Raw genomic sequence first — 14,465 nt, 5'->3', positions numbered from 1 at the left:
CAAGCCCCTTGCGCACGACGTCTGTTGTGCGCGGCCCTGACGTCGTACCGTTCCCCCGGCGGAGCGCGGACCGGTGCCGCGAGCCCTTCCGTTCTCCATTTGTACGGCGCAAGGTCAGACGAGGATCTCCGTCCGGCCCCCCGGGACCGCTGTCCTTGGGGCGCCCCTCGACCCCCCTCCACACCCCCAGAGGTCTTCACCGTGGCTGAACTCAACCGTCGCAGGTTCCTGCAGATCGCGGGCGGCACGGCCGCCGCCGCCATGCTGAACGAGAGCATCGCTCGGGCCGCCGCCATTCCGGCACAGGGCAGCACCGGAACCATCCAGGACATCGAGCACATCGTCGTCCTGATGCAGGAGAACCGTTCCTTCGACCAGTACTTCGGCACGATGAAGGGCGTCCGCGGCTTCGGCGACCCGAGGCCCGTGCTGCAGGACAACGGCAAGTCCGTCTTCTACCAGTCCAACGGGACGAAGGACGTCCTCCCCTTCAACCCGCAGGTGGCCGACCTGGGCATGCAGTTCGTCGAGGGCCTCAACCACGACTGGGCGGGCGGCCACCAGGCCTACAGCAACGGCAAGTACGACAAGTGGGTCCCGGCCAAGACCGCGACGACGATGGCGTACATGACACGGAACGACATCCCGTTCCACTACGCGCTCGCCGACGCCTTCACCGTCTGCGACGCCTACCACTGCTCCTTCATCGGCGCCACCGACCCCAACCGCTACTACATGTGGTCAGGCCACACGGGCAACGACGGCGCCGGCGGCGGCCCGGTCCTCGGCAACCAGGAGGCCGGCTACGGCTGGAAGACCTACCCCGAGCGGCTGGAGGCGGCCGGGGTCTCCTGGAAGATCTACCAGGACATCGGCGACGGCCTGAACGCGGCCGGCTCATGGGGCTGGATCGGCGACGCGTTCCGCGGCAACTACGGCGACAACTCGCTGCTGTACTTCAACAGCTACCGGGGCGCCCAGCCGGGAAGCGCCCTCTACGAGAAGGCCCGTACGGGCACCAACGCCAAGGCCGGCGAGGGCTACTTCGACAAGCTCCGCGCGGACGTGGTGGCCGGCACCCTGCCCCAGGTCTCCTGGATCGCCGCCCCCGAGGCGTTCAGCGAGCACCCGAACTGGCCGGTCAACTTCGGCGCCTGGTACATCTCGCAGGTCCTGGACGCGCTGACCGCCAACCCCGCGGTCTGGGCGAAGACGGCGTTCTTCATCACCTACGACGAGAACGACGGGTTCTTCGACCACGTCGTCCCGCCGTACCCGCCGGCGTCCTCGGCCTGGGGCCTGTCCACGGCCGACGTCTCGAAGGACCTGTACGCCGGGGGCGGCGGCTACGCGGCCGGCCCGTACGGTCTCGGCCCCCGCGTCCCGATGATCGTCGTGTCCCCCTGGAGCAAGGGCGGCTACGTCTGCTCCGAGACCTTCGACCACACCTCGGTGATCCGCTTCATGGAGAAGCGCTTCGGCGTGCAGGAGCCCAACATCTCGCCGTGGCGCCGCGCCGTGTGCGGTGACCTGACCTCCGCGTTCGACTTCGGCAAGGCGGACGCCTCCCCGGCGGCGCTGCCCTCCACCGCCGGATACGTGCCGGCGGACCACAACGCGCACCCCTCCTACCACCCCGTCCCCCCGGCGACCGGCACCCTGCCCAAGCAGGAGGGCGGCACCAAGCCGACGCGCGCGCTCGGCTACGCCCCGTACGTGGACGGCAAGGCCACCGTCTCCACCGGCAAGTTCACGCTGACCTTCGCCTCGGGCCCCACCCTGGGCGCCCACTTCCACAGCACCTCCGGCAACCGCACCGACGGCCCGTGGCCCTACACGGTCGAGGCGGGCAAGACCCTGTCGGACACCTGGAGCACCAGCAGCTCCACCGGCTACCAGATCAACCTCAGCGTCTGGGGGCCGAACGGGTTCCTGCGCACCTGGAAGGGCCCGGCCAAGAAGGCCGGCCCCGAGGTCACGGCCCGCCACGACGCGGCGACCGGCAACCTCAAACTGACCCTGACCAACTCCGGTACGACCGCCGTCAACCTCACGGTGACCAATGCCTACGGGGGCGCGTCCCAGACCCTGCGGGTCGCGGCGGGCGGCACGGCCACCTGCACGGCGGACCTCGCCTCGACGGGCCGCTGGTACGACGTCAAGGTCGTCTCGGACGCCGACGCCACCTTCCTGCGCCGCTTCGCGGGCCACGTCGAAACCGGCGCCCCCGGCGTCTCGGACCCGGCGATCACCACGGTCTGACGCCCCCGGCCCTACCGCGCCGCACCGCAGCCGCCGTCCCGGGACCGCCACGTCCGCGGGCGGCGGCTGCCCGCGGTGTGACGGCAGGCGCGGTGGGCAGAACGTACGGCGTCGCTTTCCACGCCTTCGTCACCGAGGGAGAACGCATGGCCATCGCCCACCGCAGGATCGGCACCGGCCCCACCCGCGTCATCGTGCTGCACGACTGGTTCGGCACCTCCGCCAACTGGGGGTCCGTGCTCGACTACCTGGACCCCGAGGGGTTCTCGTACGCCTTCCTCGACTACCGCGGCTACGGCGAGCGCCGGGACGTCACCGGCCGGTACAGCCTCCCGGAGATCGCCGACGACGTCCTCGGACTCGCCGGCCAGCTCGGCTGGGACACCTTCTCGCTGCTGGGCCACTCCATGGGCGGCAAGGCCGCCCAGCAGGTCCTGGTCCGGGCACCCGAGCGGATCGAGAAACTGGTCGGGCTCGCCCCGGTGCCGGCCGCCCCGTACGAGATGGACGACGCCACCCACGAACTCTTCTACGGCGCCGCCGAGAACCCCGAGAACCGTCGGATCATCCTCGATCTGGTCACCGGCAACCGCGCCAGCCGCCACTGGGTGAACCGCATGGTCGCCCACTCCCGCGAGGTCTCGCGGCCCGAGGCCTTCGCCGCCTACCTCGCGAGCTGGCAGCCCCTCGACCTGTCGTCCGCCGTCAAGGGCAACACCGTCCCGGTGCTGGTCCTCGTCGGCGAGTACGACCTGGCCCTCACCGCCGATGTGATGCGGGCCACCTGGCAGGCGTGGTACCCGGACTGCCGCGTCCGTACGATCCCCGGCGCCGGCCACTACCCGCCGCACGAGACCCCGGTGGCCTTCGTCACCGAGGTGGAGGCGTTCTTGCGGAGCTAGCCCCGGTCGCGCGGACCTCGTGAAACGCCTGTGGGGGTACGAGGAGAACCTCGTACCCCCACAGGGTCAACAGGGTGAGTGACGGGACTTGAACCCGCGGCCACCTGGACCACAACCAGGTGCTCTACCAACTGAGCTACACCCACCACGAAGGGCGGCGGACCACCCGTTCGACGTGCACGCACAGCATAGCTGATCAGACGGGTGGTCCTGCGACGCTTTACCGGGCGGCGGGCGCCCCCGCCGCGTGCGCCACGGCCGCCGCCGCCAGGGCCCGCACGACGGGGTGCGGCTTCGTGCCGTCACCGGCGAGCTCCGGCTGGAACAGGGTGGCCAGGAAGAACGGATGCCCGGGCAGCTCCGCCATCCGGACCTGCCCGTCCTCGTCGTGCCCCGACAGCCGCAGGCCCCCGGCCTCCAGCGCCGGCAGGTGGCGGGGCGCCGGACCGTAGTTGCAGTGGTAGTGCTCCAGGCTCCGCTCGGCGCCGAGCACGGACTCGGCCAGCGACCCCGGCTCGGCCCGTACGAGACCCTCGTGGCCGACCAGCGAGCAGGAGAGCGGCGCGATCACCGGGTCCCCGGCGTCCGGGTCGTTCTCGGCGTGCGCGGCCCCGCTGAGCCCGCACACGTTCCGGGCGAACTCCAGCAGCGCGTGCTGGAAGCCGCCGCAGGTGCCGAGGAAGGGGATCCGCTCCTCGCGCGCCACCCGGATCGCCGCCAGCGTCCCCGCCTCGCTCGCGTACGGGCTGCCGGGCAGCACCCACACCGCGTCGAAGCGGGCCAGTGCCCCGGAGGCGGCTTCGGCCCCGGCGTCGGACGTCGGGAGCCAGTAGGCGTCGAGGACCAGCCCGTCGCGGGCGGCGAGGGCGTCGAGGAGCAGCGGGATCCGGGTGTGGGACTTCACGTGCGGGGAGCGGTCGCCGACGAGGGCGATCCGGGCGGCGGCCGGTGCGGGCCGTACGGGCTGTGCGGTGGTGTTCATGCGTTCATCCTGGGCGCCGAGGTCCGTTCAGCGTCAACGATTGTTTCTGCATGATCGATAAGCGATCCTGATGGCATGGATCCGCACCTGCTGCGCACCTTCACCGCCGTCGCCCGGCTCGCCTCCTTCTCCGCCGCCGCACGGGAACTGGGCTACACCCAGTCCGCCGTCTCCCAGCACATCGCCGCCCTGGAGTCGGACCTGCGGACCGAGCTGCTGACCCGGCGGCCCGTGGCGCCGACGCCCGCCGGGGATCGGCTGCTCGAACACGCCGGGCCGCTGCTGCTGCGCCTCGACGCCGCCCGGGCTGACGTGTTGCGGCTGGCCGCCGCGCCGCCCGGGCGGATCACCCTCGCCGCGTCCCCGCTCGCCGTCGGCCCCCGGCTGCTGGCCGCCCTCCCCGCCACCGGGGTCACCCTGCGGGTGCTGCCGCCCGCGCAGGTGCCGGCCGTCGTCGCCGCCGGGGGCTGCGACCTCGGGCTCGTCGACGGGCCGGCCGCGCCCAGCGATCCGCTCCGGCTGCCCGACGTGGCCCCGCTGCGGGTCACCGGCGTCGGTGAGGAGGAGCTCGCCGTCCTGTTCCCGGCCGGGCATCCGCTCGCCGGGCGGGCCGCCGTCCGGCTGGACGACCTCGCCGACGCGCGCTGGCTCGACGCCCCGGGGGTGGGGCTCGCGGCCGCCGCCGTCCGCACCGCCCCGGCCCTGCGCTACGACGGCACCGACCTGCACGCCCTGTGCGCCCTCGCCGCCGCCGGCCACGGCCTGGCCCTGCTGCCGCTGCGGGTGGCGCGGGCCGCCGGCGCGGGGGTCGCCGTACCGCTGGAGTCGCCGCGGCTGGTGCACCGTACGGAACTCCTCACGCCGGGCGCCCCCACCGGCACGGCCCGCGCCGTCGCCGAGCGGCTCACGGCGGGACCGGCGTAGCGGTCACGGCCCCAGGACCACCGCCGACTCGCCCGGTACGTGGATCCGCCCGTCCCCGCCGGGATGCTCCAGCGGCTCCCAGGAGGCCAGCACCCGGACCCCGTTGCGGCCCAGCGCGATCGTCACCGGCTCGGCGGACAGGTTCACCGCCACCCGGACGTCGCCCCGCCGGAAGGTCAGCCAGCGCCGCTCCTCGTCGTGGGCGACCCGGACCGCCGCCAGGTCCGGGTCGCGCAGGTCCGGGTGGCTGCGGCGCAGCGCCACGAGGGTGCGGTACCACTCCAGCAGCCGGGCGTGCCCGGTCCGCTCCGGCTCGCTCCAGTCCAGACAGGACCGGTCCCTGGTCGCCGGGTCCTGCGGGTCCGGGACCTCTTCCTCCTTCCAGCCGTGCGCGGCGAACTCCCGCCGCCGGCCGGTCCGTACGGCCTCCGCGAGCTCCGGATCCGGGTGGTCGGTGAAGTACTGCCACGGCGTGTCCGCGCCCCACTCCTCGCCCATGAACAGCATCGGCACGAACGGCCCGGTCAGCGCGAGCGTGGCCGCGCACGCGAGCAGCCCGGGGGACAGCGTGGCGGAGAGCCGGTCGCCCAGCGCCCGGTTGCCGATCTGGTCGTGGGTCTGGGTGTAGCCGACGAAGCGGTGCGCGGGCGTCCGGCGCCGGTCGACGGGGCGGCCGTGGGTACGGCCACGGAACGAGGACCAGGTGCCGTCGTGGAAGAAGGCCCGGGTCAGGGTCTTGGCGAGGGCCGCGAGCGGGGCCACCGCGAAGTCGGCGTAGTACCCCTGCGATTCGCCGGTCAGCGCGCAGTGCAGGGCGTGGTGGAAGTCGTCGTTCCACTGGGCGTGGAGGCCGAGGCCGCCGGCTGCGCGCGCGGTGGTGGTGCGCGGGTCGCACTGGTCGGACTCGGCGATCAGGAACAGCGGCCGGGCGGTCTCCGTGGCCAGCGCGTCCACGGCGGCCGCCAGCTCCTCCAGGAAGGTCAGCGCCCGCCCGTCGGCCAGTGCGTGTACGGCGTCCAGCCGGAGTCCGTCGATCCGGTAGTCCCGCAGCCAGGCCAGGGCGCTGCCGATGAAGTAGGCGCGGACCTCGTCCGAGCCGGGCGCGTCCAGGTTGACCGCCGCGCCCCACGGCGTGCGGTGGGTGTCGGTGAAGTACGGCCCGAAAGCGGGGAGGTGGTTCCCGGACGGTCCCAGGTGGTTGTGCACCACGTCCAGCACCACGCCCAGCCCGGCCGCGTGCGCAGCGTCCACGAACCGCGCCAGCCCGGCCGGGCCCCCGTACGGCTCGTGCACCGCCCAGGGCGCGACCCCGTCGTACCCCCAGCCGTGCCGGCCGGGGAAGGGGCAGACCGGCATCAGCTCGACGTGCGTGACGCCGAGCGAGGTGAGGTGCGGGAGGCGGGCGGCGGCCGCGTCGAAGGTGCCCTCGGGGGTGAACGTACCGACGTGCAGCTCGTAGAGGACGGCGTCCTGGAGCGGGATGCGCGGGGCCGGGGCGTGCGGATGGAGCGGTGTGAAGTCGACCACGGCCGACAGGCCGTCAGGCCCGTCCGGGAGCCGGCGGCCGCGCGGGTCCGGAAGGGGCCGCGGACCGTCGTCCAGCAGGAACCCGTACCGGTCCCCGTCGGCGGCCGGGGCCTCCACCACCCACCACCCGGCCCGGTCCGGTGCCGGATCGCGGGTCATCTCGTAGGCGGTGTCGTTCAGTCGCACGGCGACCCGACCTGTCTGCGGTGCCCACACCTCGAACTGCACGGACGGTCCCCTCGTCTCCGGCGGTACCTGGCCCTGTCGCCCTCACCGGGGCCCATCATCCCGCCCGGGGCGGGGGAGTTCTGGACACTTCGCCCACGACGGGCCGACAATCACCCTGTGACGTCCAGTTTCGAGTTCCCCGCCTATCCCGCGCCGCGGGTCTCCGATGCGCAGCGCGACCGAGTGCTGGGGGAGCTGCGGGAGGGGGCCGCCCTGGGCAGGCTGTCCCACGACACCTTCCTGCGCCGGATGGAACTCGCGCTGGTCGCCCGCCGGTCCGAGGAACTCGCCGCCCTGACCGCCGACCTCCAGACGCGCGAGCAGGGCGAAAGCCCCTGGGCACGTCGGCTGTTCGGCTGGGTGGGCCGCGTCTCGGCCGTCAGTGTCGGGGTCCGCCGCGCCTGGCGGGCGGAGAAACTGCCCACGCTGCTGATGCCGCATCCGAGCGCGGCGCCGCTGCGGATCGGCCGGGACCCGGGCAACGGACTGCGGCTCAGCCACGAGACCGTTTCCCGGGCGCACGCCGAACTCAGCCTGCGCGACGGCGTGTGGGTGCTCACGGACCTCGGTTCGACGAACGGCACCACCGTCAACGGACGGCGCGTGACCGGCTCCGCGGTGGTCCGCGACGGCGACCACATCGGGTTCGGCCGGATGACGTTCCGGCTGACGGCGGGCTGAGCGGCGGGTAAGGGCCGGCGGGGGTCGTGGCCGGCCGGGGGCGCAGGATGGAGGGCATGACCGAACACAAGGCCGTGGTACGTCCGGCCCGCCCCGAGGACCTCCCGCGCATCGTCGAACTGATCCACGAGCACATCGCGTACGAGAAGTCGCATCCGCGCCCCCCGGGACTGGCGGACCGCCTCGGCCCCGCGCTGTTCGCGGCCGGCGCGCGGGTGTGGGTGCTGCTCGCCGAGACCCCGCGGGGCGAGGTCGCCGGATACGCCGCCTGCTCCGAGGAGTTCTCCTTCTGGGACGGCGGCCCCTTCCTGCACATGGACTGCCTCTACCTCGCCGAGGAGGCGCGCGGGAACGGCCTGGGCGGCGCCCTGATGGACGGCGTGGCCGCTCTCGCGCGCGAGCGGGGCCTCGGGCACGTCGAGTGGCAGACCCCCGACTGGAACGAGGGCGCCATCCGCTTCTACGACCGGCTCGGCGCCACCGGCCGCACCAAGCGGCGCTACTCCCTTCCGGTGCGGCCGCCCGCTACCGGATGACCGCCGTCAGCCGCTCGCACGCCGCCAGCACCGTCCGGGACTGGTGCTCGACCTGGGTCGCCACCGGCACCCAGCGGGCCTGGAAGCGCGCCGCGAACTCCTCGCACCAGCCGGCGACGAGCCGGTCCAGCCCGCCCGCGGCCGGATGCCCCTGTGCCCGCAGCACCCGCAGCAGCATTGCGGCCGCGCGCAGCGAGAGCCGGCGCCCGAAGGCGTCGATGCTGCCGATGTGGGCCGCGGTGGCCTCGGTGGGAGCCCCGGGGCCGGTCCACTCCGCGGTGACCCGCGGCACCAGCGCCAGGGTCCAGTCCACCGCGCGCAGCAGCGGCGCGGCCCCGCCCGGCACCGGGCAGTCCCGTATCTCGTCCCGAACGGCGGCCACCCGGGCGGAGTCGGCGGTGAGCCGGCCCGCGAGCATCCGCAGGGCGCGCCGGGGGTCGGGGTGCGGAGCCGGGTCGTCCACCGAGTCGGAGGCCCACATCGGGACTTCGACGATCGCGGTGGTGCCCGAATAGCGATGGGCGTGGTACCAGGTGCTGAGCCGGGTGTCCTCGGGGTGGAAGCTCCCGTCGGGTCGGGATCCCGGCTCCGGCATGACGAAGATCCCCGGCCCCGGTGAGGGCCAGCCGGTGGCGTCCGAGGCCCCCGTTTCGACGGGGATGCGCAGCTCGGCGGCCGACTTGGCGAACGGCTCCGCGAGGCCGGGTATGTCCCGGGTGAGCTGCACCCAGGAGCCGCCGAGGTCGGTGGCGTGCAGGGAGACCTGGAGGACGGGCCGCAGTTCGTCGATCAGCGCGGTCAGGGCCACGGTCTCGGGCGGCAGCCGGTCCGGGGGCAGTAAAGACGGCGCCCACTCCGGCTGTTCGGGACCGGGCGGCCGGAAGAAGGCCCGGTGGTAGTCCAGGAGCGAGTACGGGCGGGGCGTGCGGTGCAGGGCCGCGCCGTCCGGGTCGGCGCAGAGCAGGAAGTGCCAGCCGCAGCCGTTCGCGGTGGCCGGCTCGGCGATGATGCGGCGGGCCAGGGCGAGCGCCGTCGCCCCGCCGACGGGCTCGTTGGCGTGCGCCCCGGCGACGACGAGTACGTTCTCGTCCGGCCCCGCGGCGTCGACGGACAGCACCCAGAGCGGTTCCCCGCCCCGGGAGAGGCCGGCCCGGCGCAGCCGGGCGCGGACCGGGTTTTCGTCCGCCAGGCGGCGTGCGGCCACGGCGAGTTGGTGCGGTGTGGGGTAGCGCATGTCGCGAAGGAGGGTCACACCTCATGCCATGCCCGCCGCGCCCGCCCCGTACTGCTCCGCGCGCCCCGCAGTTCTCCGAAAATCCGGGAAAAGCCCTGGCCAACGCCTTGCCGGCGGTGATCCGGAGGCGCTGGCTCCGGCCGGACTCAGGAGCCCTCGTCGAAGGCCCCCGACTCCACTTCGAGGGCGAGTTGCTGGAGGACCTCGATCGAGGAGAGGTCCGTGCGACCGCCGTCGTGCGCCATGGCGAGGCTGGTGAAGGCCAGGCTGAATCCGGCGACCATCGTGTGCAGGGCCGGCCCGAGCGCCTCGGCGACCAGCCGGGCGACCTGCTGCGGGGAGGACTCGGCCGGAACGCTGATCGACGGCAGCATCTCGTTCAGCAACTGGGTGACGACCCCCGCCTCCGCCGCGGGGACCTCCTCGTCCTCCCCGGCTTCGGCCGCCCTGCGGATCTCCTGGGCTTCGGTGAGGATGCCGATGACTCGCTTCAGAACCTCTGCGCGTTCCATCTTCGGAGGGTAACGCCGACGGGGCCGCTCGGGTGGCCGGTCGCGGTCGTCGACGTGCGACCCCGACCGGCCGCCCACGCTCCGGGCGCCTAATCCGCCCGGACCAGGGCCATCGCCGGGATGTCGGCCAGCAGGTGGGACAGCAGCGCCTCGCCCTCGTACGCGCCCTCGCCCAGCAGGGGCGTCCAGCGGCCCGGCGGCAGCGGGAGCGCCGTGTCCCGCCAGCCGCCCTCGCCCGCGAGCCGGTGCGAGAGCCGGGTGGCGACCGCGATCAGCGCGGGCGAGCGGCCGAAGGCCACGCAGTGCCCGGCCGCCGGGCCCCGGGCCGGCAAGGGCCGGTAGCCGGTGAACAGCTCCGGCCGGGTGCGCCGCAGCCGCAGCAGGGCCGCCGACAGGGCCAGTTTCTCCCCCGCCAGGCCGTGCGGGACGCCGCCCCCGTCCAGCCGGGCCAGCTCGTCCCGGGGGAAGACCACCGGCCGGCGGTTGTCCGGGTCGACCAGCGCCCGGTACTCGCTCTCCGCCCCCTGGTACACCTCCGGCACCCCCGGCATGGCCAGGTGCAGCACGGTCATGCCGAGCACGTTGGCCCGGGCCGCCTCCGCCAGGTCCGGCGGGAGGTCCACCTCCGGCGGGGCGGCCACCGCCCCCTCGTACTCCTCGTCCGGATCGGTCCAGGACGTGCGCAGCGCCGCTTCCCGGGCCCCCTTGAGCAGGGCCGCCGCCAGCCGGGACTCCCGGTCGGGGATCTGCCCCAGGCCCAGCGCGCTCTGCCGCGCCACCCACGCCAGCTGCGCGTCCGGGACGGCGCCGGCCCCCGCCATCAGCTCCGGGGCCTGGGACAGCACCGCGATCCGGGCCCGGACGTCGGCGCTGCGCTTGGTGTCGTGGGTGGACAGCACCGTCCCCGAGGCGGGCCAGTGGCGCTCCAGGTCCGCGCAGTACGCGTGGAACTCCGCGACCGGCACCGCCGGGTCCCCGGGTTCCCCGCCCACCTCCGTCGCCGACAGCAGCGGGGCCCAGCGGTAGAAGGCCCGGTCCTCCAGCGACTTCGCGCGCAGGGCCGCCGAGGTCTGGGCGAAGCGCGCCGCGAAGGCGGGATCCCGGCGCAGGAGGCCGCGCACGCCGTCCACCGCGCCGACGCCGGCCAGCGCGGCCGCCCGCTCCAGGGCCTCCGGCGGCAGCCCCGGGCCGCCCGGATACGGCCGGTAGACCGGGTTGGCGACCAGCAACTCCAGGACCGCGCCGCGCAGTTCCTTGCCGGCCGACCGTTCCAGCGCGGCCAGCTCGGCCGCCAGATCGCCGGTCAGCACCTCCCGGGCGCACGCCTCGGCCGTCTCGGCCCAGGAGCCGGACCCGGTGGACTTGCGGTAGTCGCGGGTCAGTTCGGCGGCCCCGGCGGGATCGGTGAACACCCCGTCCACCCGGTGCAGCGCGTCGTACCCGGTGGTGCCCGCCACCGGCCAGGAGGGGGGCAGCCGCTCGGAGCGGGCCAGGATCTTCTCCACCACCACCCAGCAGCCCTCGCCGGCCTCCGCGCGCAGCCTCCGCAGGTAGCCCTCGGGGTCCGCCAGCCCGTCCACGTGGTCGATCCGCAGCCCCTGGAGCACCCCGTCCCGGACCAGCTCCAGGATCTTGACGTGCGTCGCGGCGAAGACCTCCGGGTCCTCCACTCGGACCCCGATGAGGTCCGAGATGGTGAAGAACCGCCGGTAGTTGAGGGAGGTGCGGGCCTCGCGCCAGAACGCCGGCCGGTACCACTGCGCCGCCGCCAGCTCGGGCAGCGGCAGCCCGGCGGTGCCTTCCCGCAGGGGGAACTCGTGGTCCCCGTAGCGCAGCACCTCCCCGTCGACCGCGAGCGACTCCACCTCCAGCGGCCCGGTGAGCACCGGCAGCAGCACCTGCCCGCCGCCGGCCTCCCAGTCGATGTCGAACCAGCGCGCGTACGGCGAGCCGGGTCCCTCCCGCAGCACCTCCCACAGGGGCCGGTTCAGCCGCAGCGGCGAGGGGACCGCCATGTGGTTCGGCACGATGTCGAGGACGAGGCCCAGCCCGTGGCCGCGCGCGGTCCGGGCGAGCGCGCGCAGCCCCGCCTCGCCGCCCAGCTCCTCCCGCACCCGGGAGTGGTCGGTGACGTCGTACCCGTGCGTCGAGCCGGGCACCGCCTCCAGGGACGGCGAGAGGTGCAGGTGGGACACGCCGAGCGAGGCGAGGTACGGCACGGCCGCCTCGGCGGCCGCGAAGGGGAACTCGGGACAGAGCTGGATACGGTAGGTGGATGCCGGCATCACGACTGTCGGAACGTCAGCTGTCGGTCGGACGCGTTCGTATGACTGGCTCATGAGAACCTACGTACCCGCCCAGCCGGATTCCGTGCCATTGCCCCGTGCATCCGGGTGACCGCACCTGGCCGGCGTCCCGGCGTCGGCAGCGCCGCCGTGGCAGCCGGGACCGCCCGCCCGCCCGCACGGCGCCGCCGGCGGCCCTCAGGCGGCGGGGCGCTGGAGCACCACCAGGGAGCGGCCCGTCAGCGGCACCCGGTCGCCGGCCGCGTACTGCGTGCCGGTGCCCGGGGGCAGGACGTCCGGCTTCGCCGTGTCCACCACCAGCAGCCACCGGGCCCCGTGCCCGGCCGGGACGGTGAACTCCTGCGGCTCGGCACCGGCGTTGAACATCAGCAGGAACGAGTCGTCGGTGATCCGCTCCCCGCGCGACCCCGGTTCGGAGATCGCCTCGCCGTTGAGGAACACCGTCAGCGAGCGCGCGTGCTGCGCCTGCCAGTCGCGGGCCCGCATCTCCTCGCCGTGCGGGGTGAACCAGGCGATGTCCGAGAGCTCGTCGTGGGTGCCCTCCACCGGCCGGCCGTGGAAGAACCGGCGCCGGCGGAACACCGGGTGATCGCGGCGCAGCCACACCATCTGGCGGGTGAACTCCAGCAGCGCGGGCGCCGGTTTGCCCGGCTCGGGCCAGTCCACCCACGACAGCTCGTTGTCCTGGCAGTAGGCGTTGTTGTTGCCGCCCTGCGTGCGGGCGAACTCGTCCCCGTGGCTGAGCATCGGAACGCCCTGGGAGAGCATGAGGGTCGCCATGAAGTTGCGCATCTGGCGCTCGCGCAGCTCCAGCACCTCCGGGTCCTCGGTGGTTCCCTCCACGCCGCAGTTCCATGACCGGTTGTGGGTCTCGCCGTCCCGGTTCCCCTCCCGGTTGGCCTCGTTGTGCTTCTCGTTGTACGAGACCAGGTCGTGCAGGGTGAAGCCGTCGTGGCAGGTGGTGAAGTTGATCGAGGCGAGCGGCCGCCGGCCGTCGTCCTGGTAGAGGTCCGAGGAGCCGGTCAGCCGTCCCGCGAACTCCGCGAGCGTGCGCGGCTGTCCGCGCCACAAGTCCCGCACTGTGTCGCGGTACTTGCCGTTCCACTCCGTCCACAGCGGCGGGAAGTTGCCCACCTGGTAGCCGCCCTCGCCCAGGTCCCAGGGCTCCGCGATCAGCTTCACCTGGCTCACCACCGGGTCCTGCTGCACCAGGTCGAAGAACGAGGACAGCCGGTCCACCTCGTGGAACTGCCGGGCCAGCGTGGCCGCGAGGTCGAACCGGAAGCCGTCGACGTGCATCTCGGTGACCCAGTACCGCAGGGAGTCCATGATCAGCTGTAGCACGTGCGGGGACCGCATCAGCAGCGAGTTCCCGGTGCCCGTGGTGTCCATGTAGTGGCGCGGATCGTCCGCCAGCCGGTAGTACGAGGCGTTGTCCAGCCCCCGGAACGACAGCGTCGGCCCCAGGTGGTTGCCCTCCGCCGTGTGGTTGTAGACCACGTCCAGGATCACCTCGATCCCGGCCTCGTGCAGTGCCCGGACCGCCGACTTGAACTCCAGCACCTGCTCGCCCCGGTCGCCGGACGCGTAGCCGTTGTGCGGCGCGAAGAAGCCGATGGTGTTGTAGCCCCAGTAGTTGCTCAGACCGTCGTCGACGAGGCGGTGGTCGTTGACGTACTGGTGCACCGGCATCAGCTCGAGCGCCGTCACCCCGAGCTTGGTGAGGTGCCCGATCACCGCCGGGTGGGCGAGCGCGCCGTACGTGCCCCGAAGCTCCTCCGGGAGCTCCGGGTGACGCATGGTCAGCCCCTTCACGTGGGCCTCGTACAGCACGGTGTGGTGGTACTCGTGGCGCGGTGGCCGGTCGTTGGCCCAGTCGAAGTACGGGTTCACCACGACCGAGGTCATCGTGTGCGGGGCCGAGTCGAGGTCGTTGCGCGAATCCGGCCGGCCGAAGTGGTAGCCGTACACCTCCTCGCCCCACGCCACGCTGCCGCTGATCGCCCGCGCGTACGGGTCCAGCAGCAGCTTCGCCGCGTTGCAGCGCATGCCGTGCTCGGGCTCGTACGGACCGTGGACGCGGAAGCCGTAGCGCTGGCCGGGCATGACGCCGGGCAGGTAGGCGTGCCGGACGAAGGCGTCCGTCTCGCGCAGCTCGACGGCGGTCTCCGAGCCGTCGTCGTGCAGCAGGCACAGCTCGATCCGCCGAGCGGCCTCGGAGTAGACAGCGAAGTTGGTTCCGGCGCCGTCGTACGTGGCACCCAGCGGATACGCCTGTCCCGGCCAGACCTGCATAGATAACGACTCTTCCCTCGGTGTCGGCTGACGTCCCGGCTGATCGGGCATGGACAACGTCTCTGCCAGATCTTCC

Annotated in this window: 11 protein-coding genes and 1 tRNA gene; 5 read left to right on the top strand and 7 right to left on the bottom strand. The window is 73.6% G+C overall.

Annotated features, from left to right (window positions below):
• Window positions 1-201: 201 nt before the first annotated feature.
• Both ACWGH1_RS04055 and ACWGH1_RS04050 read left to right on the top strand, forming a co-directional pair.
• Entirely contained in the window at window positions 202-2,262 is a 2,061-nt protein-coding gene (locus ACWGH1_RS04055; protein WP_453408401.1) for a phosphocholine-specific phospholipase C, read from the top strand.
• 146 nt (window positions 2,263-2,408) lie between these two features.
• Entirely contained in the window at window positions 2,409-3,164 is a 756-nt protein-coding gene (locus ACWGH1_RS04050) for an alpha/beta fold hydrolase (protein ID WP_453352570.1), read from the top strand.
• A 73-nt stretch (window positions 3,165-3,237) separates the two neighbouring features.
• On the opposite strand, the gene ACWGH1_RS04045 is transcribed toward ACWGH1_RS04050, so the two are convergent.
• Both ACWGH1_RS04045 and ACWGH1_RS04040 read right to left on the bottom strand, forming a co-directional pair.
• Window positions 3,238-3,310: transfer RNA gene (locus tag ACWGH1_RS04045), tRNA-His, on the bottom strand.
• Between the two features lie 74 nt (window positions 3,311-3,384).
• Complete coding sequence (locus ACWGH1_RS04040; RefSeq protein ID WP_453352571.1) at window positions 3,385-4,146, bottom strand: CTP synthase C-terminal region-related (seleno)protein; 762 nt, start codon at window positions 4,144-4,146, stop codon at window positions 3,385-3,387.
• A 75-nt stretch (window positions 4,147-4,221) separates the two neighbouring features.
• On the opposite strand from ACWGH1_RS04040, the gene ACWGH1_RS04035 reads away from it, so the two are divergent.
• Window positions 4,222-5,070, top strand: a complete 849-nt coding sequence (locus ACWGH1_RS04035; protein ID WP_453352572.1) for a LysR family transcriptional regulator — start codon at window positions 4,222-4,224, stop codon at window positions 5,068-5,070.
• Window positions 5,071-5,073: 3 nt separating this feature from the next.
• Here the strand turns inward: ACWGH1_RS04035 and treZ are convergent, their stop codons facing one another.
• A complete protein-coding gene (gene treZ / locus ACWGH1_RS04030) occupies window positions 5,074-6,825 on the bottom strand; it encodes a malto-oligosyltrehalose trehalohydrolase (protein ID WP_453352573.1) in 1,752 nt (583 codons plus the stop codon).
• A 117-nt stretch (window positions 6,826-6,942) separates the two neighbouring features.
• Between treZ and ACWGH1_RS04025 the strand changes: the two genes are divergently transcribed.
• Both ACWGH1_RS04025 and ACWGH1_RS04020 read left to right on the top strand, forming a co-directional pair.
• A complete protein-coding gene (locus ACWGH1_RS04025; RefSeq protein WP_453352574.1) occupies window positions 6,943-7,506 on the top strand; it encodes a DUF1707 and FHA domain-containing protein in 564 nt (187 codons plus the stop codon).
• A 56-nt stretch (window positions 7,507-7,562) separates the two neighbouring features.
• Complete coding sequence (locus ACWGH1_RS04020) at window positions 7,563-8,042, top strand: N-acetyltransferase family protein (RefSeq protein WP_453352575.1); 480 nt, start codon at window positions 7,563-7,565, stop codon at window positions 8,040-8,042.
• Here the strand turns inward: ACWGH1_RS04020 and ACWGH1_RS04015 are convergent.
• The 4 genes from ACWGH1_RS04015 to glgX all read right to left on the bottom strand — a co-directional run bounded on the left by ACWGH1_RS04015 (window position 8,032) and on the right by glgX (window position 14,389).
• Complete coding sequence (locus ACWGH1_RS04015) at window positions 8,032-9,276, bottom strand: M14 family zinc carboxypeptidase (protein ID WP_453352576.1); 1,245 nt, start codon at window positions 9,274-9,276, stop codon at window positions 8,032-8,034. The genes ACWGH1_RS04020 and ACWGH1_RS04015 overlap by 11 nt on opposite strands.
• Before the next feature lie 146 nt (window positions 9,277-9,422).
• Window positions 9,423-9,788: a hypothetical protein gene (locus ACWGH1_RS04010; RefSeq protein ID WP_453352577.1), complete on the bottom strand. Its 366-nt coding sequence runs from the start codon at window positions 9,786-9,788 to the stop codon at window positions 9,423-9,425.
• An 89-nt stretch (window positions 9,789-9,877) separates the two neighbouring features.
• Window positions 9,878-12,073 carry a malto-oligosyltrehalose synthase gene (gene treY, locus ACWGH1_RS04005; RefSeq protein ID WP_453352578.1) on the bottom strand — a complete coding sequence of 732 codons (2,196 nt, stop codon included), beginning with the start codon at window positions 12,071-12,073 and terminating at the stop codon, window positions 9,878-9,880.
• 198 nt (window positions 12,074-12,271) lie between these two features.
• Entirely contained in the window at window positions 12,272-14,389 is a 2,118-nt protein-coding gene (glgX, locus tag ACWGH1_RS04000) for a glycogen debranching protein GlgX (RefSeq protein WP_453352579.1), read from the bottom strand.
• Window positions 14,390-14,465: the final 76 nt, after the last annotated feature.

It is taken from the genome of Streptomyces sp. NPDC054883 (genome assembly GCF_053610645.1).
The sequence above is the reverse complement of the archived record's forward strand: the minus strand, read 5'-3'. Positions and strand labels throughout refer to the sequence as shown.